Source organism: Gabonibacter chumensis (assembly GCF_024741215.1).
GTDB lineage: Bacteria > Bacteroidota > Bacteroidia > Bacteroidales > Marinifilaceae > Gabonibacter > Gabonibacter massiliensis.
Genome location: NZ_JANSKB010000001.1, coordinates 412,789 through 437,857, shown reverse-complemented (window position 1 = coordinate 437,857; position 25,069 = coordinate 412,789). Strand labels below are relative to the sequence as shown.

The window sequence follows — 25,069 nt, the reverse complement described above, 5'->3', positions numbered from 1 at the left end:
ATGGAAGAACCGATTTTAAAAGTAGAACATTTATCTCATCGCTATAGCGTGCAGTGGGCGATACGGGATATCGATTTCGAGATAACAAGGAATGGTATTTACGGATTACTCGGCTCCAACGGAGCCGGGAAATCCACGACCATGAATATCATGTGCGGGGTGTTGAAGCAGACGGAAGGAGACGTGTATATAAAGGGAGTGAGCATACGGGAAAATCCGGTAGAGGCCAAACGCCATATCGGATTCCTCCCGCAGGTGCCGCCTTTGCATCCGGACCTGACGGTGTGGGAATATTTGGAGTTTTGTGCGGAGATCCGGCATATCCGGGATCGGGAGGTGCCTAAAGCGATAAAAGAGGCGATGGGGCGTTGCGGTATCTCGCATTTTGCCAAGCGGGTGATCCGGAATCTCTCCGGTGGTTACCAGCAACGGGTCGGGATCGCCCAAGCCATTATTCATAATCCCGAGTTCGTGGTGTTGGATGAACCGACCAACGGGTTGGATCCGAACCAAATCGTGGAGATCCGTCACCTGATTAAGGAGATTGCCGAGGAGCGCACGGTGATCCTCTCCACGCATATTTTGCCCGAGGTACAAGCCACCTGTGACTATATCCGAATGATCGAGCAGGGAAGCATGGTGTTCGCCGGTACGGTAGATGAATTTGATAATTATATTAAACCGAGTACGATTTTGGTTTCGCTGGTGGCCATGCCCCCGGTAGAGGAGATCGAGGCGCTTCCGGGCGTGGTCCGGGTGGAAGAGTTGGGAGGTCCTCGTTTCCGGGTACAATTTTCGGATGCCCGGGAGGCGATGGATCATATCGTGGAGGCCAGTTATACACGCGGTTGGCAGTTGTCGGAACTTCAACAAGAGAAGAGCTCTTTGGATACGATTTTTGCCGAGTTGTCTAAAAAATAATCTATTAAATTTATTTCGTTAAAGATGAGAACAATATTCAAGATAGCAAAAACAGAGCTAAGAGATCTATTTTATTCTCCGATAGCCTGGTTGATTTTAATTATATTCACTTTTCAAACCGGAATGCTGTTTTCCGGTATGATCTCCCAAGTTGCAGAGGGACAGGTGATGGGATATCAGCATATAAACCTTACCCTCAATTTTTTTGCCGGTTGGAGTGGTTTGTTTTCGAACGTGCAATCCTATCTGTATCTCTATATTCCCCTGTTGACCATGGGATTGATGAGCCGGGAGTTAGGCAGCGGTTCCATTAAATTGCTCTACTCTTCCCCGATCACGAACACGCAAATTATTCTGGGTAAGTATCTGGCCATGATGATTTACGGGTTGGTACTGATCGGCGTGTTGGTGGTGTATGCCATATACGCTATCGTGGTAATTGAACATGCGGACGTTACTCTTATTTTATCCGGGTTATTGGGTGTTTACCTGTTGTTGTGCATTTACGTCTCCATCGGATTGTTTATGTCCAGTTTGACCTCCTACCAGATCGTGGCGGCCGTGGGGACGTTGGCTATTCTGGCTGTATTGACTTACGTGAAAGGGATGTGGCAAAGTATCGCCATATTGCGGGATATTACCTATTGGTTCGGAATTTCCGGAAGAGCCGGGGCTTTTGTGGGAGGTTTGGTTTCCACGGAGGACCTGCTTTATTTTTTCGTGGTGATCGCTCTTTTCCTTTTTATGACGATTATCCGTATGCAAGCAAGGCGTCAAAAAGTGAGTTGGATGGTCTCTTCGGGTAAATATGCCGGAGTATGGATTTTAGCGATTGTTTTGGCTTACGTCTCGTCTCGTCCGGTATTTAAGTTTTATTACGATGCCACTCAATTGAAGATAAATACATTGACCCCGAATAGTCAAGAGATTATTAAACGTGCTACGGGGGGAATGACAATTACTTCTTACGTGAACATATTGGATCGATTTGCTGAAATTGGGGACCCTGAAAACTATAACAATGATATTCGATTATTTGAGCAATATACCCGGTTTAAACCGGAGATTAAAATGAAATATGTTTTCTATTACGATACGATTAAAAACGATCAGTTAGAAAGGATATATCCCGGTATGACATACGAGGAGAAGGCGAAAAAAGAGATGGAGCGAAAAAAGATGAATCCGAAGAAGGTTTTGACTCCGGAACAGATTCGGAAACAAATCGATTTAATCACGACAGAAGGAAATCGTTTTACCCGATTAATAGAACGGGAAAGCGGAGAAAAGACATTCTTGCGGATATACGATGGTCAACAAAGATACCCGGGTGAGGCAGAGATCACAGCCGCTTTAAAACGATTGGTAATGAAATTGCCGACGGTCGGATTCCTGACCGGACACGGGGAGCGGGAAACGGATCGTCCGGGCGAGCGAAATTATTGCATGTTCACACATATGCCCTCTTTCCGAAGTTCGTTAATTAATCAAGGATTCGATTACAAAGATGTCACACTCGATAAGGAAATTCCGGATGATGTGAATATTCTCGTGATTGCAGAGATGAGACAACCCATGACGGAGTCCGAAAAAATAAATTTGGATAAGTATATTGCCCGGGGCGGTAACCTGATGATTATCGGAGAACCGAGACGACAGGAGGTGATGAATCCGGTGGTAGAGCAATTCGGCGTAAAGTTTATGGATGGGTTTCTGATCCAACCGCCTAAAGCGAAGGATCCGGAGGAAAAGAAAAAGCAGGATAATATCAATCTCGGACCGTTTGCCGGATATACTGTCCCGGCTCTTCCGATCGATCTGATCGTGATGAAACCGACGAAAGAAGCTGGTGATTTAGCCTACGTATTTAATGCATTAAGACGGAGTTATGTGATTGTTATGCCTTCGGCTACCGGATTGGAATATACCGAGGATAAAGGATTTAAAGTAACTCCGATGTTTGTTTCCGATTCCACTTGTTGGAACGAGTTGGAGACAAAAGAGATTGTAAATGAGGAAGATGTGAAGTATAATCCGGAAGTGGGAGAAGTGCAGCAATCTTACACCTTGGGATTAGCATTGTCTCGTAAAATGGGAGATAAAGAGCAGAGAATTATCGTATTGGGAGATGCGGATTGTATCAGCGACGGAGAGTTCGGTCGTTCCCGTTCGCCTTTGTGGGTTGCTAATTTCGGGATAGTTCAAGGAGGTTTCTATTGGTTGTCGGATGGGGAAGTGCCGATCGATGTACGTCGTCCGGCATCAATAGATAATAGAATTTCTACCACGGAAGGAGGAGCTGAGGTGCTCGATTATATGTTGATGGGTGTATTTCCGGGACTTTTGCTCTTACTGTATCTATTTATCTGGATCAGGAGAAGAGGGCGTTAATAACTACTTGTGATTATAGTTGTGTTATAAGTTAGATAGATTTAGTGATTAAATGTTAGGTGAATGAGGGATTGGGAGACTGTACGAGTCTCCTGATCTCTAAACACTAAATCATAGGTTAAAGAATTTACGATTTCGGATTTTAGATTTGCGATTTAAAAATAAAAACATCGGTTTTAGCATACATCAAAAGTCGGAGTTTCGGCTAAAAGAGAAAAAAGGAATCCGATTAAATATGGATATTTTCTAAAGAAGGAATTAAAAATGAAATATAAGGTGAATTAAATCGTGTTGAGTAAAATCGTAGTGTGTAAGGGCGAAAGAGGCGAAAGTTCTTTCGCCCTTTTTAGTTCCCGGCTAAAAAAATGACGATGAAAATGATTCAAAGATTCTGAGATTCAAAGATTCTGTGATTAAGAGATTAAAGGATTGGGAGATTAAAAAGAGATAAGGAGGAGGTATTTTATTAAAGAATCGGCTTGTTAAATGTGATCTGAAAATAGCTCAAAAGAAGATTCGGTGATTAAGGGATTAAGAGATGTCATAGCACTTCGGATATGGGGGTTAAAGTGTTATGTAATATAGACTATTAATGTTAAACATTTAAATTTTAAAGCTATGAAAAAGATTATGATGTTATTAATGGTGTCGGTATTCTTCTTAATGGGAGGAATGTCTGATGGGATTGCAGAAAATGCTAAAAATGTATCTAATATTCAGGTTGTTAGCTCTCCGCCTTATATGGTCGCATATCCTGGGCAAACAGTAAACATTGAGTATACTATTAGTGGGTTAAATTCAGATAGTTTTTGGATTTATATATATGTTCAGAAACCTGGTAAGACCCCCGAATTGCTTTTTATTCTTAGTTCGAATGGAAGGATCCATTTTCGGAATCCTGCGATGAGTAATAGAATTACAGTTTCTTATGATTCTTCAAGGAGAAGGGGTGTTATAAGGATTAATTGGGCCCAACCAGAAGATACAGGAGTTTATTATGTTGCCGTGGGAACAGGTAATCAATTTTACTGGTCTGCGGGAACGATGCTAATAGTAGATCATGGTCCATTTTTTAAAATTAAAAGGTTTTTTGAAAAGTCACTATTGTATACTAAACAAAATTAGCACTTTGGTAGCGTTTGGGGACGGGGTAAAAGTGCTATAAATAGGCGGGGGTAAATAGTCGATGAAGAGATTCCGTTACAGGTAAATCCTTTAATCACAGAATCCCTTCATCACTAAATAATCGTCAATCTACAATTTACAATCGTCAATTGACGGTGGTGTTAAATTAAAAATAGAATAGTATGAGTTGGTGTGATTCGGTTTTGGGTGCGGGTTACGAGTTGAAGCGGCAAAGCCGGAGCTGGACATTTTTAATCGATAACTTTTAACGTATGGCATTTCTTACAGATGAGCAGACTTTGAACGATCTCGCTATTTTCGGAAAAAGCGGCAGGGCTTCCGTGTATGACCTGTTTAAGGCAACGACACGGGGTGGGGCATTGGTATTGGAAGAGATGTTCAGGCATCCTTTGTCGGATGAAAAAGAGATTAATAAACGAAGTTCGATTATCCATTTCTTTATAGAGAACGAGATGCAATTTCCGTTTAAGAAGGAGTGGTTCGAGGATATCGGGCGTTATTTGGAGAAGTGCGACAGGCGGGTGACGTGGGCGATGGAGGAGGATATGTTGCGAAGCAAATGGCGAAAATACCGGGATAGGGAGTACGGGTTGTTGTACAAGGGGCTGTTTGCCGGTATCGGTATCGTGAATGTCGCCGCGGAATTTTTACAATGGGTTGCCGGGAAGCAGATTCCGGAAGCATACGAGGAGGAGTGTAGGCAAATGTCGGAGATCGTGAGAGATCCGAATCTCGCGTGGGCGTTGCTGGGAAAGAAGAGGAAAAGAGTGCCCCGTAACAAGATGGGCGATTACGACAGGATGTTTAGGTTTGATGGAAAAGAGTCGTTGAAAAAATTGTTGCATCACGTTTATCGTATCGACGTGTATGTCGCGGCGGCCGAGGTGGCTCGGAAGCGGGGATTTGTTTTCGGTAAGGCTTTGCCGCCGGGGGAGAACGTGTTGCGTATCGAGGGAATGTACCATCCTTTGCTGGAGAACGCGGTGCCGAACAGGCTGAACATCGACGGGAACCGTAACGTGGTTTTTCTGACAGGGGCCAATATGGCAGGGAAGTCGATGTTTATGAAAACGTTCGCCGTGTCGGTGTTCTTGGCTCACATGGGATTTCCTTTACCCGTGAAACGGATGGAGTTTTCCGTCAGGAACGGGATGTACACGACAATCAATTTACCGGATAGTTTGAATATGGGGTATAGCCATTTTTACGCGGAGGTATTACGGGTTCGGAAAGTGGCGGAGCGGGTTTGCCATTTAGACAATCTGGTGGTTGTTTTTGACGAGTTGTTTCGGGGTACGAATGTCAAGGATGCGTATGATGCGACGGTGGCAGTGATGGAGGCTTTTGCAGCGAGGAAGAATTCGTTGTTCATGATTTCTACTCATATCGTAGAGTCTGGCGAGGTGCTACGAGGCAGGTGCAACAATATCGATTTCGTCTATTTGCCCACGGAAATGAGGGAGGGAGTACCGGTTTACTCCTACAGGTTAAAGCAAGGGATTACCGATGATCGCTACGGGATGACGATCGTGCATAACGCGGGGATAACGGACCTCTTAAAAGCGAGAGGTGGTGAACGGACAAGGAAGGATCGGGGCTTTGCCGTGGACAAGCAAACGTTGTCGGATTTGAATATACTCGGGAAGTTTAAAGAGCGTTCTATTTTTAACTTGTTTAATCGTACTTCTACCCGCGGGGGTGAGCAAGTTTTGGAATATTTATTCGAACATCCTTTGACGGATGTCGAAACGATTAATAAACGAGGAAGGGTATTCGAATTTTTCCGGGAAAAAAATGCGGTCTTCCCTTTCACGAAGGAGTTGCTTGGCCGGGTGGAGCGTTACCTGGGAATGAAAGTGTGTTCCAACCGTTGGGCAGTATGGCTGAATACTTGTTGTTTGAAACTTGTTCGTCATGCGGCGAAAGAAAAGGTTTACGAGATGATTTGTTCCGGCCTTGAGGACACGATAGAGCTGTTGAGCGCGTGTTATGATTTTAATACCTTATTGAGTGAAGAGGGGAAAAATTCGGCTTACGTCGACGTGATAAACGAAACTTTTGAAATTTTGAATAACGAGAGGTTGCGTCCGATACGCGGGGGGCGGGGAGCGCGGAAGTTTTCCGTGGCGAAAGTCGCCCGTTACGATTACTTGTTGCGCTATGTTTGCCGGAAGGAATTAGGTCGGTTGTTGGAAATTATTTATCATGCGGACGTGTATATAGCTGTTGCGGATGTGGCGAGGGAGAAGGGGTTCGTAAGGGCTGTGGCTTATGCGGGAGAAGAGGGGAAAAACGTCATCGATATGACGGGAGTGTATCATCCGCAACTACCGGGATCGGTGGGTAACTCTCTCCGGATAGACGGCAAACATAACGTGTTGTTCCTGACGGGTGCAAACATGGCCGGGAAATCGACGCTTATGAAGTCGTTCGGTGTGGCGGTTTATTTGGCTCACATGGGGTTCCCCGTGGCGGCGAAGGCTATGGCGTTTGCGGTGCGGGACGGGTTGTACACCTCGATTAACGTGTCTGATCATATGGACTTGGGATATAGTCATTTTTACGCGGAAGTGCTGCGGGCAAAGTATGTTGCGGAGGAGGTGCATGTCGGGAAAAATTTGGTGATTGTTTTTGATGAATTGTTCAAGGGAACGAATGTGAAAGATGCTTATGATGCGACCGTGGCAGTTGCTAAGGCTTTCGGGGAGAATAGGAATTGTTCCTATATTATTTCGACACATATTACGGAAGCGGGATTGACGTTGCAGGAGGTGTGTCAAAATTTTAAGTTCGTGTATCTGCCCACGATGATGAAAGGGATCGTACCCGTTTATTCTTATCGTTTGGAAGAAGGAATTACGCGTGACAGGTATGGCATGATGATTATTCGTAAAGAACGGATCGTGGATATTATCCGGGGAGGGAAATTGAACGAACAGATGATTAATGTAATATAGATATTTATGATGAAACTACATGACCTGAGTCTCGTAGCCGGTTACGAGTTGAAGCAGCAAAGCCGGAGCCGGGTGTTTTTGTTTTTCGTGCTGGTAGCCTTGTTGGGGGTGGTCGGGTGTCACGCCTATTGGCAGGGGTGGGGGCATAGCGGCAACTGGAAGACGATGGCGTTGTCTTGTTCGATGCCGTTGGTGAATGCTTACCTGTTGGGGGTGGTGCAGTCGTTGTTTTTGGTTGTGATGGTGGCGGAAGTGCCCCGGCGATTGGCACGGAAGGGGGCTATGGAAAGTCTTTACGCCCGTCCGGTGGGAAACGCGACGTATTACTGGGGCGTGCTCCTGGGTAATCTCGTGCTTTTCCTGCTCGTGGATCTCGCGGTGATCGGGGTCTCCGTGTTGTCGGTGAACCTGGCGAGTGTAGCCCCGTTGAGTTTAAACTATTATCTTTTTTATTTGTTGACGTTGACGATTCCCTCGTGGGTGTTTATCGGCGGTTTGACGTTGTGGTTGAGTTACTTGTTCCGTTCCCGAGTGCTGGCGATGGTGATTCCCGTGTGCTGGTTGGCGGGCTCGATCTTCTGGTTGCCTTATCAGGTTCACGGTACGCTGGATTACATGGCGAGCGGGATCCCCAATTTGTTCTCGGATATCACGGGGCACGTGAACCCTTGCGGCTATTTGTTGCACCGGTTGACGTATCTTTTGGCGGGGGCGGGGTTGTTGGCGTTGTGCGCGGGAAAGATGGAGCGTTTGTCGAATGGCGCGGCCGGTTTAAGGCTAAATCGTTGTTCGGGTGTTTTTTTGGTGATAGCCGGTTTGCTTTGCGGCGTGACGTTGGAATCTTCCTATTACCGGGACCGGCAGGCACGGGCAGATTACCGGGATAGTTTCAATCGGAATTGGCAAGAGAGAACTTGCCGGGTGAGGAGCAACGCGATCGCGTTGAGACAGGAGGGCGATGAGTTGAAGGCGAAGAGCGAGTTGACGGTTTATAACCCGGGTCGGGAATCGCTGGAACGGATCGTTCTCTTCCTGAATCCCGGTTTACGGGTGACGGGTTTACAGTCGGGCGGGGAGGATCTGTCGTACCGGAGGGATCAGCAGTTTATCCTGATCGATCGTCCTTTGGGGGCGGGCGATTCTTTGCACGTGCAGGTGGTTTACGAGGGAAAAATCGACGAGCGTTTTTGCGATCTGCACTTGAGGGACACGGCCTACGAGCATCCTTTTTATAACGATCGTTTTTTTGCCGCTGGTCGACGGGGAGCTTTTGTAGAGAAGGATTTTCTTTTATTGACCCCTGCCTCGGCGTGGTACCCGGTGGCGATACCTCCCGTGAATCCCTTGATGCCCATGGCCACGGGGCGGGATTTTACCCGCTTCCGGTTGGTGGTGGACCGCCCGTTGCAAAAGGTAGTCGTTTCTCAGGGGCAAGTATTCGAAAGGGGAGATTCCGTCGTTTTCGTATGTCATCATGCTTTAAACGGAATCTCTTTATGCGGGGGCGATTACAAGTATTACAGGCTCCCGGAGGGTGAAACGTTCGGTTTACAATTCGGTTCCGTGACTTGGGACAAACGTTTTGTGAAGTGTTTCTCAAAAGTAAAGCAAGCCGATATAATCTTTTTGCGGAAGGGAGAGCGGGGATCGAATTTGAATTCGATTCGAAATTATCGTTCGGGAGATTGGTATGAGCCGGAAAATCCTTACCTGTATTTATTGGAGGTCCCGGTGTCGTTCCGTTCGGATTCTCATGCCGGAAAGCCGGAAGCCGGATTGGTGGAGCCGGGAATGGTCTTTTGGCGGGAACGGGGATTCGATATGAGACTTGCCGGAGCGATGTCGATCGGGGCGATTGAAAACGACGAGGAGCTTTTCAAGGTTCTTACAGTGCTTCAGCCCGAATTTTTCTATTCTAAGCGGAGAAAACAGAATAGTCACCCCCTGCTTGGATTGGGAAAAAGAGATGTGATGTTCTCCTGGAATTTCGAAAAAAACGATAATGATGCTTCTTCTTTGGAAGAGGTACAACGGGTTTGGGTACACTCTTCCGAATATCCTTTTATGGGAAGAATATTTAACGCGTTGGCGACAACGGATTTTAACGTGGCGAGAGGTGCCGCGAACGCGATGATAGGGAATCAAGAGGAGAATATTCCTTTTATCGGGCATTCTTTAAAAGATATATGGACGGACAACGGGGAGGTTATGTTATGGAATAAGCTCAACGATCTATGGACTCGTTTGGTCTTGTCCGGTATTCCGGGACAGGAGTTGAAACAAAGTCTGGATAGTTTATATCGTTACCGGAAAGGCGAGTTGGTCTACGATTCTTTGATACGGGTATGGGATACGCGTTGGGGGGTAAACGCGGCGGATGTCATAGCGGATTGGATTACCACGAGACACGAGCAATATTTTAGGGTGAAAGATGCCGTGATCTATTTTGATCCTGATTCTCGGCGTTACAAAATCGAGGGAAAAGTGATGAATGTTGGAAATAGTAGCGGAATTGTTTCCATTGAATGCGGGGGTTTTCTCGGTCAGGTGCAACGTTTCGTTTGTCGTATCGAACCGGGAGAGGCAAAGACGTTCACGTTGGTAACGGAGCAATCGGCTTCATGTATAAACACGGGATTGTCGGCCAACGTTCCGGCCGCTTTTTTCTTCGAGCATAGAGATCCGGGAACGTTGGAAAAACCCTGGGAGTTGATGGAAGAGTGGCGTTCGATACCGGTGTCCGAGTTCATGAAAAATGAAAACCCGAACGAGTTTGTCATCGATGATCAGGACGCGGGTTTCGAGGTAAAAAACGGCAATCTCTCGTGGTTCCAAAAAGGGCGGAAGGAACCTCCCCGGGTTGTCGGGACCCAGCTTCAAATGCAAGGAGATGCCAAAATTTGGCAACGCGTGATAGATGCCTCTGCTTGCGGCGATGCTATCCGGGGGTATCATTATATCGGCGGCGGGTCCGGTAAATCTACCGCGACATGGCGAGTGAATATCCCGTCGGCAGGACGTTACCGGATCATGGGAAAAGTATATCGTATCTATACGAAACCGCCCGAATTTTCGGACTCCCCGTCGGGCGGAACCTCTTTTGACGGTTCCGGAATCATCTACTATTACACGCTCTCTTTCGGGGATCGGGAGGAAAAAGCGGAGGTCAGTTTGGATGCCGAATTATCGGGGTCTTCGGGCTGGGCACTTATAGGAGAATACGATCTTCCGGCCGGCGAGATGAGCGTAACCCTCTCGGATAAGGAGGTACGTCGGCGGAAGGAGGTGGCCATCGCGGCGGATGCGGTGAAATGGATAAAAGTGGAATGAAATAATTGTAAATTGTAGATTGACGATTGTAAATTACAAAAACCAGCGTCCAATTTACAATAAATAGAGAGATTAAGAGATTTGGTGATTAAAGATATAATGATTCTGTGATTGAATGATTAAGAGATTTAGTGATTAAGGGATTTAGTGATTGGAGTGATTGACGATTGTAGATTTTAGATTTTAAATTACAAAAAACAGTATCCAATCTATAATCTACAGTTTACAATAAAAAGAGGGATTGAGTGATTCTGTGATTAGAAGATATAATGATTCTGTGATTGAGTGATTAAGAGATTGGGGATTTTGGATTGGATGATTAAAGAGATTAAGAGATTCTGTGATTAAAAAGAGAGAAAGAGGAGGTGATATTTTGTCAAAGAATCGGCTTGTTAAATGTGATCTGGAAATAGCTAAAGGAGGATAATGGCGGGTAGTAAATGCCCGGGGATCATGGGGATAATTGAAAGGAAATTATTCCCGAAACTAATTATTTTCAAAGCTTTAAATTTTAAGATCATGAAAAAGACAATTCAATTCGTAGTGGTAACGTTGATTCTTCTTGTAGGAGGAGTTTTAACAGGAATGGCGCAAAATCAAGTAATTTATCGTACTCGAGTATGTAATCCCGGAGAAACTTTTCATGTTAGTTTTTTTGGGGTTTTTGATGGTAGTCGATATGTCAAACTTTGTATCAAAAAATCGTCAGGTAATCTTGAGTATAGAAATCTGGGAAAAGTTTCTGCTTTCACTTTGTGTTGTGTTACAGCTGAAGACGAAGCTGAGTATTGGTTTGGACAGGATACAATTCAGGGAGGAAGTACTATTTTTAAATATAAGCTATGTGTTACCCTTACCGTCTCTGGCCCTCCTATGGCCGTTATTACAGGGAAAGCAGATCATTTAAAAATGAACGAGGTAAGTAATCCTTTCGATCAATTGATTTGTACCCGAACAAAAAGTTTGATTTGGAGATCTAAAATGCTTGTATTGGCCTAAGTAAAATTTAAAATGAGAAATGATGGAGTTGCGTGAACTGTTTTTGGTGGCGGTATACGAGGTAAAGCAGCAGGGGCGGAGTTGGGTTTTTCGGTTTTTTGCGTTGTTATCGTTGGTCGGGATAGTGGCTTGTCACGTGTACTGGCAGGGACAAGGGGCAGACAACTGGAAGACGATGGCTTTGCCCTGTTCGATGCCGCTGGTAAACGCTTACCTGTATAGCGTGGTACAGTCGTTGTTCCTGGCGGTGATGATGGCGGATATTCCCCGGCGGCTGGGCCGTCCGGGGGCTTTCGATAGTACGTGGGCTCGCCCGGCCGATAACGCGACATTCTACTGGGGGACGATCGCGGGTAATTTGTTGCTTTTCGGGTTGGTGAATGTCACGGTGATAGTGGTTTCGGTTTTTATCGTTAACCTGACGAGTTTGGCCCCGGTGAGCTGGTCGTGTTACCTGTTTTATTTGTTGACGTTAAATCTTCCCTCGTGGCTACTGGTGGCGGGTTTTTCTTTATGGGTCAGCAGTGTTTCCGGAGGTCGTTTCGCGGCGATCGTTCTTTCCGCGATCTGGTTGGCGGGCTGCTTGTTCTGGTTGCCTTATCACCTGCACGGGACACTCGATTACACGGGAAGCGGGTTGCCGAATCTTTTTTCTGAAATCACGGGGCACGTGAATCTTCCCCGTTACCTGTTGCATCGTTCGGCTTACGCTTTGATCGGCACGGGATTGTTGGCGTGGAGCGCGAGGGGGATGAAACGCCTGCCGAATCGCCGAGGAACCGGAAGAATTCACGTGCTGGGCGGGATTGCTCTTTTACTCGCGGGATTGACATGTGGCGTTTTGCTGGAATGCTCCTATTACCGGGATCGTTCGGTACGATCGGCTTACCGGTCGAGCTTCGAGCGGAACTGGGAGGAGGCGACCTGCCGAGTGAGAAAGCACGTTATCCGGTTGCGTCAGTCGGGTCATGTTTTGAAGGCGGAGAGCGACTTGCTGGTTTATAACCCGGAAAAAGAGCCTTTATGCCAGATCGTGCTTTTCCTGAACCCGGGATTGCGGGTGATTTCGGTTCAGTCGGGCGGCGGGAATTTGCCGTACCGGCGGGATCAACAATTCGTCTTGATCGACCGGGCTTTGGGACCGGGAGATACCTTGTCCTTGCGGTTGAAGTACGAGGGTCGGGTAGACGATCGTTATTGCGACCTGCATTTGCCGGACAAAGCGTACGAGGATGCGTTTCACGGGGATCGTTTTTTCCCGACAGGTCGGCAGGGGGCTTTCACGGGGAAGAATTTTCTCCTGTTAACGCCGGCATGCACGTGGTACCCGGTGGCTATTCCCCCGGTGAATCCCTTTATGCCGTTAGCAACGGGTCGGGATTTCACCCTTTTCACGCTGGTCGTGGAAAATCCCTCGCAAAAAACGATTCTCTCGCAGGGCGTTCCCGAGCGACTGAAAAACGGTATTCGTTTTACCTGCCGGAACCCGTTGAACGGTATCTCGTTGTACGGGGCTAACACGAGGGACTATCGTTTGGCGGTGGATGAAACCTTCGGTTTCCAAGTCCATTCTTTCAGTCTCGTGAAAGAATTGGCCCCTATTTTTTCCGGAGTTAACCGATCGGCTTTTGTTTTCTTGTGGAAGACTCCCCCCGCCATGTACTGGTATAATTATAGAAATTTCCGGACGATGAGCTGGTATGAGGCGGAAGCTCCTTATCTGCACGTGTCGGAGGTCCCCGTTTCGTTTCGTTTAGCTTCCCACGGGGGAAAAACGTCAGCTGGACTCGTGGAGCCGGGAATGGCTTTTATTCGGGAACGGGGATTCGACCTGGATATGGCGGGGGTGATGACTGCCGGAAAAATCAAAAACGGGAACGAATTTTTCGCGGTGGCCGACGCTTTACACGGTCGATTGTTTAACGGTACGGTTCGAGAGACGAGTAGCCATCCGCTTTGGGATATGGGCCGGAAAGAAGCAGATTATGAAAATAGACCTGTCGATTGGAGTATAGGTTCCTTGGGGGGAGACCGGAAAGTCTGGATACACTCCTTGGAAAATCCTTTTTTAGGGCATGTATTCGAGCAATTACAAGGCGGCGTGAATTCGTTTAACATGGACCAAAGTGTTTACGGGTTTATGTTCAGTCGGAATAAATCGAAATACGATTACCTGTGCGGTCACTCGTTACGGGATGTTTTATCCGATCAAGAATTGGACGATCGTTTTAAAAGCAGTTTATTCTACACGAAGGTACAAGATTTATGGGCCCGGTTAACGTTAAATATTCCTCAACGCCCGTTGAAAGATTGTTTGGATAGCTTGTACCGTTATCGTAACGGGGAGATCGGTTACGATTCGTTGGCAGGTGCATGGACCACCCGTTGGGGAGTGGATATAGATAGTGTGGTTTCGGATTGGGTCACCACTCGGCACGAGCAATTTTTCCGAATGAAGGGGGGAATAATGTATTATAATCCGAAGACGAGGATGTTTAAGGCGGAAGGCAAAATTATGAACATGGGTAAGACGGGTGGTGTGGTCTCTATCGAGTACGGGAATATGATATCCGTGGAACGTTTCAGTTGCTATATACGTCCCGGGGAGGCCAAGGCTTTTACCTTTATCCTGCAAGATTCGCCGAAGGGGAGATCTCCTGTGGATAGAGTAACGATCAATAATATGAACACGGGCTTGTCTGCTAATCGGCCGAATATTTTCCTTTTTAAAGGAGTGACCGTAAAGAACGATTCGGTTTGGGAGCCCGGTAGAGAGTGGCGGTCCATTCCCGCGGAGGAGTTTTTGGCCGACCGGAACGAGGGAGAGTTTGTGGTGGATGATCAGGACTCCGGTTTCGAGTTGGTAGACGGCAATCTTACCTGGCTTCAAAAGTGGTTTCAAAAGGCTCCCGAAGTCCGGGATTTTTATGAAGGAGAGACTTCTCGTTGGGTTCCGGTGGTCACGATAGAAGCGGAAGGGGATTCGATTCAAGGATGTCATTGTATTAGCGGAGGGCGAGGGAAATCGACGGCTACCTGGCGGGTAAATCTACCGGAAGCGGGACGTTACCGGGTGATGGGGAAAGTGTACAGACAATCTCTTGTCCCGGGACCGGGGCGTCCGGGAGGCGTGGTTTATTATTACACGGTTTACCACGGGGATAAGCCGGAAAAGGTGGAGATTAATCTTGATGCTCTCCTTCGAGGAAGCCCCTCCGGCTGGGCCTCTCTCGGTGAATACGATTTCCCGGCAGGGGAAGCGAAGGTGGTGTTATCCGATAAGGAGGTTCAAAGAAGAAAGGACGTGGCTATCGTGGCGGACGCGGTGAAATGGATAAAAATAGAATGATTAAAAGATATAATGATTTAGTGATTTAATGATTTAGAGATTTAGAGATTGGGTGATTGGAATGATTTACGATTTCGGATTTTAGATTTACGATTTAAAGAGGGTAAGGTCAGCATTTAATCATAAATCGTAAATCATAAATCAAAAATTAATTTAGAAGGGTCGGTTGGGGGAACAAAAAAACCGCTTCTTCTCGAAGCGGTTTTTTTTATATAAAGACAGTTGATTATACGTGTCCTTGAGCGCACATAGCTTCAGCAACTTTAATAAAGCCACCGATGTTGGCACCTTTAACGTAGTTGATCTTGTTACCTTCTTTACCGAATTTAACGCAAGTATCGTGGATGTCTTTCATGATCTGAGACAATTTAGCGTCTACTTCTTCAGCAGTCCAGCTATATCTCATAGAGTTCTGGCTCATTTCGAGACCGGAAACGGCAACACCACCGGCGTTAGCTGCTTTACCCGGAGCGAATGTGATGTGCTCGTTCAAGTAGTTAACAGCTTCTGCAGTACAACCCATGTTAGAAGTTTCAACAACCATTTGGCAACCGTTAGCTACCAATTGTTTAGCATCTTCTTCGTTCAATTCGTTTTGGATAGCGCAAGGGAATGCGATGTCGCATTTTACTTCCCACGGTTTACGTTTCGGGAAGAATTTGGCACCGAATTTTTCAGCATACGGAGCAACTACGTCGTTGTTGCTTGCACGAAGTTCCAACATGTAGTCTACACCTTCCTGAGTAAGACCTTTCTCGTCATAGATATATCCGTCAGGACCGGAAATGGTAACCAATTTAGCTCCTAATTGAACTAATTTTTGAGCGGCACCCCAAGCAACGTTACCGAAACCGGAGATAGCAACCGTTTTACCGGCAATTTTCTCGCCTTTTTCTGCCAACATGTGTTGAGCGAAATATACGGTACCGTAACCGGTAGCTTCCGGACGTACTCTTGATCCACCGAATTCACGATTCTTTCCGGTTAAAACACCGACGAATTCGTTGCGAATTCTCTTGTATTGTCCGAACAAGAAACCGATTTCACGACCACCTACACCGATATCACCAGCGGGAACGTCGGTGTCAGCTCCGATGTGTTTGCAAAGTTCAGTCATGAAGCTTTGGCAGAAACGCATGATTTCGTTGTCAGATTTACCTTTCGGGTTGAAGTCCGAACCTCCTTTACCTCCACCCATAGGAAGAGTAGTCAAAGAGTTTTTGAAAGTTTGTTCGAATCCTAAGAATTTCAAACCGCCGAGGGTTACTGACGGGTGGAAACGCAAACCTCCTTTGTAGGGTCCAATAGCACTGTTGAATTGTACTCTGTAGCCACGGTTGATTTGTACTTCACCTTTGTCGTCAATCCAAGGTACTCTGAACATGATTACTCTTTCAGGTTCTACCATTTTCTCAAGGATCTTATTGGCTTTGTATTTGGGGTTTGCCTGATAGGTATCCCAAACAGTTTCGATCACTTCTTGTACTGCCTGATGAAATTCGGTTTCACCCACAGTTTTAGCCTTTAAGGCGTCCATGAATTCTTTAATTTCTGTTCTCATTTTGAATATTGTTTAAGCAAAACTTTAAAAAAACATCTTTGTATATTCGAATTTTATAAATTCGCATCAAAGGTATGTTTTTGTTTATGATTCCAAAAGTTTTTTCTATTATTTTTTATCAGGTGCAAACGTTATAATAATTAAATATTAATATGTCATTCGTCCGAATACTATGAATCTGTAAGAAAATCATTTATAGGAGCATATAATTTTTTCCGGGTAATCGGGAGATAATTCCCTCTAACTCCAATTTCAGGAGCAGGGAGGAGAGGGTGGGGATCGGTATGCCGGTCAACACGTGAAGTTGGTCGATATCCCGCGGGCCTTCTCCTGCCAGATGTCGTTCGATGGTCTTTTCCAGGTCGGTTTCTCCTAAAAACGGAAGAGACATTTGTCGGGAGAGCGGAGGTCGATTTTCCCAGTGAATAATTTTAAGAATATCATCGACGTGCTCGACGAGAGCCGCGATATTTTCTTTGATCAGCAAATTGCAACCGGAAGAGAGAAGATCTTCCGGTCTCCCGGGCAGGGCCATTACTTCCCGATCGTAAGAGAGCGCTTGCCTGGCGGTAGCCATAGCTCCCCCTTTAATGGCGGATTCCGCAACCAGAACGGCTTCGCTCATCCCGGCAATAATTCGATTCCGTTGTAAAAAATTGATAGGCAACACGGGTGCACAGCTGGGAAACTCGCTGATGAGAGCTCCTCCTTGCGAAATGATTTTGTTGGCTATCTCTTGGTGGCGGGCGGGATAGACCATGTGTAAACCGTGTCCCAAGACGGCCCGGGTAATGAGATTATGCCGCAGACAGGCTTTATGTGCGGTTATATCGATTCCGTAGGCAAGTCCGCTGACAATCACCGGGCTGTATCCCATTCCGGCTATTTGTTCTATGATGAAATCTATCCGGTTTTTGCAGCGTTCGGATGCTTTACGGGTTCCCACGATAGCGATGATTTTATCTCCGGATATTGCCAGTTGGCCTTTGTAAAACAGGACTAAAGGGGCGTCTTCGCAATGTTTTAACAGAGGGGGATATTCCATGTCTTCGATGGAACAACACGCTATCTCTTCTTTTTGCATGATATCTAATTCTTTTTTAGCCAGATCCAACCATTCTTTCTGTTTTATTTCAATGTTTTTCCAATGAAATTCTTCCATAAGTATTTGCAGGGCGTTTTTGCTTTCATGGAAAAATCCTTCTATGCCTCCGCATCTTTCGAACAGGAGGGAAGCGAGTTTATTGTTTAACTTCGAGGTCATTGTGATGGCTACCTGACATAACAATGAATTTGTCGCATCCATAATAAATTGAGTTTAGATACCGAAAGTGTCGCGTACGGGTGAATTTGGCATGCTTAACAAAATTAAGCATTTAATAGAAGAAAATCAATAGTTTTCATGAGTATCGGTTTGGGGGCGTTTTTGATCATCTGTATCCGATTCGTCGCGTTATTTGTCTAAGGGGAGTAATCGTTTTGGATATGCCCCGTTTGTCCCTATCGGCGGATCATTTCACGCAACTTTTGATGTAACTCCGGTCCGGTTATGGGTTTGGACATGTAATCGTTGCAACCTGCCTCTAAAACTCGTTGTCGATCACTATCGAAAGCGAAAGCCGTCACGGCGACGATAGGAACGTTTTTATCTGTTTTCCTGATCTCTTTTGTCGCTTCAATTCCGTCCATATGAGGCATTTTGATGTCCATGAGGATGAGATCGGGATGAATCTCCGCGGCCAATTTAACGGCTTCTATTCCATCGACGGCCCGGAATAAACGGTAATCTTTTTTTAAAATGGCTGAAACAAGTAAAAAATTGCTATCCGTGTCTTCGGCTACTAATATGGTCGGTCGGGTAGGATTTGAAAAAAGGTGGGCGGGTTCGATTGCTTTTACTTCTGTGGTTTCAAAAGATAATTTAAGTTGTACTTCGGGGTGGAACGGGTGTGTAAACCAGAAACAGGAACCTTTTCCTTCCTGTGATTCCACTCCGATTTCTCCTCCCATTTGTTCTACGAGGCTTTTGCAAATGGAAAGGCCTAATCCTGTTCCCTGAGCGAAAGAGTTTAATTTGATAAAGCGTTCGAATACGTTGTTTATTTTGTCTTTGGGAATGCCTGTTCCGGTATCCTTGACATAAAATTTAATCTCTTCCGGTCCGCTTTGGTAATAACCGAGGGTGATGCTGCCTTTAGACGTGAATTTCAAAGCATTATTGATGAAATTCGTGATAATTTGTGTCAGGCGATTTTTGTCGCTATTGATACGACACGCGGGTAAATGTTGCTCGAAAAGAATTTCGATGTTGTTTTCTTCTGCTTTCAAGCTGAAAGAGCGGATGATTTCTTCACATAACTGGTTTACGTTGACATCGCTGTTGGTAATATCCAATGTTCCGGCTTCTATTTTTGACAAGTCCAAAATATCGGAGATCAATTGCAGTAACAATTCGTTGTTTTCCTGTACAATATCGAAATAGGCAGCCCGTTCGTCCCGGTCATCCGTTTCCGCCAAAAGATTTGAGAAGCCTACGATAGCGTTTAAAGGAGTTCGTATTTCATGACTCATATTAGCTAAAAAAGCGGATTTCAGCCGATCGCTTATTTCAGCCCTGTTTTTTGCTTCGATAAGCTTTTTCTCTGTTTCTTTTAATTCGGTGATATCGTAATTCACGCACAACATTTCGAGTTTGTCGGGATCATTGTTCATGGCATTACGCATAACATTGATTCTTGTCCATTTCCAGCCCTCTTCCGTGTGAACTCGTAAATCCCGACTAAAATTGTCGATCTCGTGTGCTTTTACTCTGCGTATGGAGTCCAAAATATAAGCTTTGTCTTCTTCATGGACATGATTGTAAACGCCGATGATCTGTGGCAATGGAGTTGTTTCGTGCTCTCCTAAATTTCGATACCATTGGGCAACTCCGTATCCGTTTTTCGTGAATAAGTCGAATTTACAATAGCCGATTTTACCGAATTTGCTGATGGCGGAAAAAGAACTTTCGAATTCCGCTATTTTACTGTAAGCGTTGCTGATCTCCGTATTATCGATGTTGATAAACAGATAATGTATAAGATTGCCTTGTTTATCGTATAACGCACTTGCCGTCGTGTATATCTCGATATTTCCTTTCTTTGTCGAGGAGTAATAATGTTCGATAGATTTAAACGAATAGTTGAGCCGGAAAGAGACGGGTTCTTCTTTTTTAATTTTTTCTATGATTTCCGGGGGAATGTTGGGATTTTCAAAAATGCTGACACCCAAGGCATCTTCTTTCCGTTCGAGGCCGAATATTTCCAGATCTTTTATATTCATATCAACCAATTTTCCGGTTTTGTCGTACAGTTCGATTCCTGCCGGCAGGTTATCGTATATGTTTCGGAGAATCTTTTCGCTTCGATCCAAAGCCTCGTGCGTGTTGTATGATTCCGTTATATCGGAGGTGAGGCAGATGACTTCATCTTCTATCGTCGAATAGATAATGGCGTGGCAATGTTTTTTGAGAGGTTCTATATAATAATCTACATCGGCGTGTTTCTTGGTATGTAGGATATCTTGGAGGTAGACGAGCTCTTCTTTCAGGTTTACCCTCAATTCGCTGGCTTTATGTCCGATGTATTTTTCCAAGTCATAACCATTGATTTCTCCGGCGGCATAATTAGCGTCTAAGAATAGATAATCTATCGGTTGACGGTTGGAATCGTACAAGAGTTTTAATCTCGTATAACCCAATGGCATGTGTTTGTAAAGGTTTTGCAAGTAAGTTCGATCGATTTGAGCTTCATGCTCCGATCTTTGCAATTCGATGCATATGTTGATGATGTTGGCGAGAGAGGTGAACCACTGGCAATCTTCGTTACTCCATTCGTGATGTTCTTCCACGACGTCGATACCCACGTATCCCCATGCTCCCTCGTGAGAGATTAAGGGGGCGATAATGATGGATTTGATTTCCTGGAGGGCTAAAAATTCTTTTTCGATATAAGCTTCTTCCGGGAGCTCATTTAAATCGGAAAGTATGATATGTTTTTGTCGGGTGATTTGTCGCGTCCACCATGGAGATTCTTCCATGGGCATATCGTTGATTCGTGATTGTTCTTTATTTACGTTGGAGTCTGTGACTTCATAAGTACAAGTTTGTGTCTTTTTTTCCCAGTCATATTCAATGATGTAAGCCCTTCCGCCTTTGAATTGTTCCAGGATATTTTCAAGAATCCTGTTGATAACGGTGTCGGCCGTATCGGATTGAAGAAAAGAGAGCAGCGTATGTGAAATGGTATTTAACTGGTATAATAAATTGTTTATTCTTAAAAGGGATGCTTTTTCCGGTTGAGTTACTTCCGGATTAGGGATGATCTGGATAAATCCGGAAATGGAGGAGTTGCCTTTTTCGTCCGTTTCTTTATGGATGATTTTGGAACGTAACCATATCTCTCCGGAAGGAGTCTGGATCGGAAAGGTTTGGTCGTATAGGTATTGATTCTCGATGTTTTCAATTTCTTTCATAATACGGGCTCGGTAATCTTCCCGTATCATCTCGGTAAAGGTTTTGAAACGGATGATGTTACTGTCTAATTTTAACATTTTTACCGCGATGTCGGAGAGAACGTATCCTTTTTTTTCGTGGTCTATTTTCCACCATCCTATTTTCAGGTCTGTCAGAATACGGTCTATCGTCTTTTTTTCTTCAAATAGTTGTAGATCCACGGTGTTTAAATTTGTCATTATGAATGATGTATGTTATTATCGAGTCGATATTTTCTCCTCTTTGTGTTATTCAAGGCAAAAGAAAAACAGGTCGATGTCGGTCCGTATGCCTTTACTTTGAATTATCAAATATGGAGAAAATATTTTTTATTTTATCGATTTATTTTTTCACTTTTTATAAAACGATGAAAACAGATCTATATTGTTGTATTTTCGCCGTATTTATTGCCATTATTGGGTGGTGAGATGTTTCTTGAAAAGATGTTTCTTGCTTTATTTAGCAAACATTAACAACCTTCGTTTTTGACTTTATGTCGTCCTCATTTAAAAAAATCTTTATGCTGTTTTTTATTTTGTCGTTTGGTTTAATCACGGGGGGAGTGCTAACTTTCTCACAATCTTATACTTTTTTGCGAAAAAATAGCTGGAATGTTTGGTGATGTGGTTTTTAGTTACTACATTTGCGGGCCAAATTGAATAAAAGTAACTAATTTAAAAGTACTTGTATGCCAACTATTCAACAGTTAGTAAGAAAAGGAAGAAAAAGAATTGAGGATAAGAGTAAGGCTCCGGCTTTGGATTCTTGTCCGCAAAAACGCGGGGTATGTGTACGTGTTTACACGACGACTCCGAAAAAACCGAACTCTGCAATGAGAAAGGTAGCCAGGGTTAGATTAACTAACGGAAAAGAAGTGAATGCTTATATTCCGGGAGAAGGACACAATCTGCAAGAACACTCTATCGTGTTGATCCGCGGTGGTCGTGTGAAAGACCTTCCGGGTGTGCGTTATCACCTTGTTCGTGGAACCTTGGATGCTGCCGGTGTAAACGGTCGTTTGCAAAGTCGTTCCAAGTACGGAGCTAAAAAACCGAAAGCAGGTAAAACTCCGGAAAAAGGTAAAAAGTAGTTATTAACAGGAATTGTTTATGGGTTGTTCCCGAGAGTTGAGTAAATGGTCGGGAGACCGTTGAAGACCAAAACGGGCAGCTGACGAACGAATTCGTAAACGTAGGAAGAAATGAGAAAATCAAAACCAAAAAAGAGAATCCTGTTACCGGACCCGAAGTTTAATGATGTATTAGTAACGCGGTTCGTTAATGATTTAATGGTGGATGGTAAAAAAAGCATCGCCTTAAGTATTTTTTATGATGCTATCGATATCGTAGAGGAGAAGATGGCGAAAAAAGAAGAGAAATCGGCTTTGGATATTTGGAAGCAGGCTTTGGAGAACATCACTCCTCAGGTAGAGGTGAAAAGTCGCCGCGTGGGAGGTGCTACTTTCCAGGTGCCGATGGAAATTAATCCGATAAGAAAAAGATCTATCTCTGTAAAAAACATGATCTTATTCGCTCGTAAGAGAAGCGGTAAGGGAATGGCTGAGAAGTTGGCTGCCGAAATCATGGCTGCTTACAAGGAAGAAGGTGCGGCCTTCAAGAAGAAGGAGGATATTCATCGTATGGCAGAGGCCAATCGTGCTTTTGCTCATTTCAGATTTTAAGGAGGGGATAAAGTAAGAAAATGGCAAAAAGAGATTTACACTATACGAGAAATATCGGTATCATGGCTCATATTGATGCCGGTAAGACGACAACGACAGAACGGATCCTGTATTTCACGGGGGTATCTCACAAGATAGGGGAGACTCACGATGGTACGGCTACCATGGACTGGATGGTTCAGGAGCAAGAGAGAGGTATTACCATTACTTCTGCTGCGACCACTTGTTTCTGGAAATATCAGGATAAAGAATATAAAATTAACATTATCGACACTCCGGGACACGTTGACTTTACCGTGGAGGTAGAGCGTTCCTTGCGTGTATTGGATGGAGCTGTGGCTCTGTTCTGTGCCGTGGGTGGAGTAGAGGCTCAATCGGAAACCGTTTGGCGTCAGGCAAACAAGTACGGAGTTCCAAGAATCGCTTTCGTGAATAAAATGGACCGTTCAGGTGCTGATTTCTTTAAGGCAGTACGCGAGATCCGTGAAAAATTGAAAGCTAATCCGATTCCGCTTCAACTTCCGATCGGTGCCGAGGAAAACTTCCAGGGTGTGATCGATTTGATTGAAATGAAGGCTTACGTGTGGGAGAATGGAGAGATGACGGCGACGATAAAAGAGATTCCTGCCAACATGTTGGCTGAAGCTCAAGAGTGGAGAGAGAAGTTGGTCGAGGCCGCGGCTGTTCAGGACGAAGCATTGATGGAACGTTTCTTTGAAGATCCGGAATCGATTACCGTGGAGGAATTAAAAGCTGTGGTCCGTAAGGCCGTGATAGCGATGGATTTCTGTCCGGTAATGTGCGGTTCTTCTTTTAAAAATAAAGGAGTTCAAAACCTGTTGGATGCGGTAATTGCTTATTTGCCTCATCCGTTGGATATTCCGGCTGCTGCAGGTACGGATCCGAGAACGGGAGAGGAGAAAATTTTCGAGATCGATCCCGAGGCTCCGCTTTCCGCGTTGGCATTTAAGATCGCCACGGATCCTTTCGTGGGACGTTTGTGTTATACGCGTATTTATTCCGGTAAGATCGAAGCGGGTTCGTATGTATATAATCCGCGTACAGATAAAAAAGAGCGTATTTCGCGTTTATTCCAGATGCATTCAAACAAACAACAGCCGAGAGATGTTCTTGAGGCCGGTGATATTTGTGCTTGCGTCGGGTTTAAGGATATTCGTACGGGGGATACCTTATGTACCGAGGAGAATCCGATCGTACTGGAGAGTATGACCTTCCCGGAACCGGTGATCGGTATTGCCGTGGAACCGCTTACGCAAAAAGATACGGATAAGTTGGGAATGGCTTTGGCCAAGTTGGCTGAAGAGGATCCGACTTTCCGCGTAAAAACGGATGAAGATTCGGGTCAGACCGTTATCAGCGGAATGGGAGAGCTTCACTTGGATATTATTTTGGACCGCCTGAGACGCGAGTTCAAGGTAGAGTGTAATCAGGGCGCTCCTCAGGTTGCTTACAAGGAAGCTATTACCGGTGTATTCGAACATCGTCATGTGTTCAAAAAACAGACGGGTGGTCGCGGTAAATTTGCCGATATCATCTTCCGAATGGAGCCGGCTGAAGAAGGTAAAGAAGGTCTGACGTTCGTGAACGAGGTAAAAGGCGGTAATATTCCGAAGGAGTTTATCCCCTCCGTGGAGAAAGGATTCAAAGAGGCTATGGAGAGTGGTGTGTTGGCGGGTTATCCGTTGGAAAGCTTGAAGATCACGTTGATCGACGGATCTTTCCACCCGGTAGATTCCGATGCATTATCTTTTGAAATGGCTGCTAAAATAGGTTATAAAGAGGCTGCACAAAAGGCTAAACCGGTATTATTGGAACCCGTGATGAAATTGGAAGTAGTTACTCCCGAGGAGTATATGGGCGACATTATCGGAGACTTGAATCGTCGTCGCGGTCAGGTCGAAGGAATGGAATCCAGAGCCGGAGCCCGCGTGATCGAGGCGAAGGTGCCTTTGTCCGAGCAGTTCGGTTATGTAACCGTATTGAGAACGTTGTCATCCGGTCGTGCCAGTTCTTCTATGGAATTCTCTCATTATGCTGAGGTTCCGAAGGGAATAGCCAAGGAGGTTGTTGAAAAGAATAGCGGAAGAGTAGACTTAGTATAGAATTTTAGATTACCGATTTACGATGTAGATTGTTTTTCAGTCGAAATCGTAAATCTTAAATCATGAATCATAATTAAATA

At 45.0% G+C, this 25,069-nt stretch carries 13 protein-coding genes; 10 read left to right on the top strand and 3 right to left on the bottom strand.

Annotated features, from left to right (window positions below; all coding sequences use genetic code 11):
- The 7 genes from NVS78_RS01920 to NVS78_RS01890 all read left to right on the top strand — a co-directional run bounded on the left by NVS78_RS01920 (position 1) and on the right by NVS78_RS01890 (position 15,093).
- A complete protein-coding gene (locus NVS78_RS01920; RefSeq protein WP_286357674.1) occupies positions 1–921 on the top strand; it encodes an ABC transporter ATP-binding protein in 921 nt (306 codons plus the stop codon).
- 24 nt (positions 922–945) lie between these two features.
- Positions 946–3,312, top strand: a complete 2,367-nt coding sequence (locus tag NVS78_RS01915) for a Gldg family protein (protein ID WP_286357673.1) — start codon at positions 946–948, stop codon at positions 3,310–3,312.
- Positions 3,313–3,930: 618 nt separating this feature from the next.
- Entirely contained in the window at positions 3,931–4,437 is a 507-nt protein-coding gene (locus tag NVS78_RS01910) for an immunoglobulin domain-containing protein (RefSeq protein ID WP_286357672.1), read from the top strand.
- Between the two features lie 272 nt (positions 4,438–4,709).
- The gene (locus NVS78_RS01905) at positions 4,710–7,415 is read left to right on the top strand and encodes a MutS-related protein (RefSeq protein WP_286357671.1); all 2,706 of its coding nucleotides are present in this window, start codon (positions 4,710–4,712) and stop codon (positions 7,413–7,415) included.
- Positions 7,416–7,421: 6 nt separating this feature from the next.
- Complete coding sequence (locus tag NVS78_RS01900) at positions 7,422–10,745, top strand: carbohydrate-binding protein (RefSeq protein WP_286357670.1); 3,324 nt, start codon at positions 7,422–7,424, stop codon at positions 10,743–10,745.
- 519 nt (positions 10,746–11,264) lie between these two features.
- Entirely contained in the window at positions 11,265–11,744 is a 480-nt protein-coding gene (locus NVS78_RS01895) for a hypothetical protein (RefSeq protein WP_286357669.1), read from the top strand.
- 22 nt (positions 11,745–11,766) lie between these two features.
- Positions 11,767–15,093 carry a golvesin C-terminal-like domain-containing protein gene (locus NVS78_RS01890; RefSeq protein WP_286357668.1) on the top strand — a complete coding sequence of 1,109 codons (3,327 nt, stop codon included), beginning with the start codon at positions 11,767–11,769 and terminating at the stop codon, positions 15,091–15,093.
- Between the two features lie 226 nt (positions 15,094–15,319).
- On the opposite strand, the gene gdhA is transcribed toward NVS78_RS01890, so the two are convergent.
- The 3 genes from gdhA to NVS78_RS01875 all read right to left on the bottom strand — a co-directional run bounded on the left by gdhA (position 15,320) and on the right by NVS78_RS01875 (position 21,385).
- Entirely contained in the window at positions 15,320–16,654 is a 1,335-nt protein-coding gene (gene gdhA / locus NVS78_RS01885) for an NADP-specific glutamate dehydrogenase (protein ID WP_041503081.1), read from the bottom strand.
- Between the two features lie 193 nt (positions 16,655–16,847).
- Positions 16,848–17,960 (bottom strand): DNA-processing protein DprA, encoded by a 1,113-nt coding sequence (dprA, locus tag NVS78_RS01880; RefSeq protein WP_286357667.1) that lies wholly within the window; start codon positions 17,958–17,960, stop codon positions 16,848–16,850.
- A 194-nt stretch (positions 17,961–18,154) separates the two neighbouring features.
- On the bottom strand, positions 18,155–21,385 hold the full coding sequence (locus tag NVS78_RS01875) for an ATP-binding protein (protein WP_286357666.1): 3,231 nt from the start codon (positions 21,383–21,385) through the stop codon (positions 18,155–18,157).
- Positions 21,386–21,873: 488 nt separating this feature from the next.
- Between NVS78_RS01875 and rpsL the strand changes: the two genes are divergently transcribed.
- From rpsL to fusA, 3 genes are all read left to right on the top strand, one after another.
- The gene (rpsL, locus tag NVS78_RS01870) at positions 21,874–22,275 is read left to right on the top strand and encodes a 30S ribosomal protein S12 (RefSeq protein WP_041503079.1); all 402 of its coding nucleotides are present in this window, start codon (positions 21,874–21,876) and stop codon (positions 22,273–22,275) included.
- 111 nt (positions 22,276–22,386) lie between these two features.
- Positions 22,387–22,866, top strand: a complete 480-nt coding sequence (rpsG, locus tag NVS78_RS01865) for a 30S ribosomal protein S7 (protein WP_286357665.1) — start codon at positions 22,387–22,389, stop codon at positions 22,864–22,866.
- Positions 22,867–22,886: 20 nt separating this feature from the next.
- Entirely contained in the window at positions 22,887–24,989 is a 2,103-nt protein-coding gene (fusA, locus tag NVS78_RS01860) for an elongation factor G (protein ID WP_286357664.1), read from the top strand.
- Positions 24,990–25,069: the final 80 nt, after the last annotated feature.

Excerpts from the sequence above, each read along its gene's own strand:
- NVS78_RS01920 (WP_286357674.1), top strand. The coding sequence starts at position 1 with ATGGAAGAACCGATTTTAAAAGTAGAACATTTATCTCATCGCTATAGC.
- NVS78_RS01915 (WP_286357673.1), top strand. The coding sequence starts at position 946 with ATGAGAACAATATTCAAGATAGCAAAAACAGAGCTAAGAGATCTATTT.
- NVS78_RS01910 (WP_286357672.1), top strand. The coding sequence starts at position 3,931 with ATGAAAAAGATTATGATGTTATTAATGGTGTCGGTATTCTTCTTAATG.
- NVS78_RS01905 (WP_286357671.1), top strand. The coding sequence starts at position 4,710 with ATGGCATTTCTTACAGATGAGCAGACTTTGAACGATCTCGCTATTTTC.
- NVS78_RS01900 (WP_286357670.1), top strand. The coding sequence starts at position 7,422 with ATGATGAAACTACATGACCTGAGTCTCGTAGCCGGTTACGAGTTGAAG.
- NVS78_RS01895 (WP_286357669.1), top strand. The coding sequence starts at position 11,265 with ATGAAAAAGACAATTCAATTCGTAGTGGTAACGTTGATTCTTCTTGTA.
- NVS78_RS01890 (WP_286357668.1), top strand. The coding sequence starts at position 11,767 with ATGGAGTTGCGTGAACTGTTTTTGGTGGCGGTATACGAGGTAAAGCAG.
- gdhA (WP_041503081.1), bottom strand. The coding sequence starts at position 16,654 with ATGAGAACAGAAATTAAAGAATTCATGGACGCCTTAAAGGCTAAAACT.
- dprA (WP_286357667.1), bottom strand. The coding sequence starts at position 17,960 with ATGGATGCGACAAATTCATTGTTATGTCAGGTAGCCATCACAATGACC.
- NVS78_RS01875 (WP_286357666.1), bottom strand. The coding sequence starts at position 21,385 with ATGACAAATTTAAACACCGTGGATCTACAACTATTTGAAGAAAAAAAG.
- rpsL (WP_041503079.1), top strand. The coding sequence starts at position 21,874 with ATGCCAACTATTCAACAGTTAGTAAGAAAAGGAAGAAAAAGAATTGAG.
- rpsG (WP_286357665.1), top strand. The coding sequence starts at position 22,387 with ATGAGAAAATCAAAACCAAAAAAGAGAATCCTGTTACCGGACCCGAAG.
- fusA (WP_286357664.1), top strand. The coding sequence starts at position 22,887 with ATGGCAAAAAGAGATTTACACTATACGAGAAATATCGGTATCATGGCT.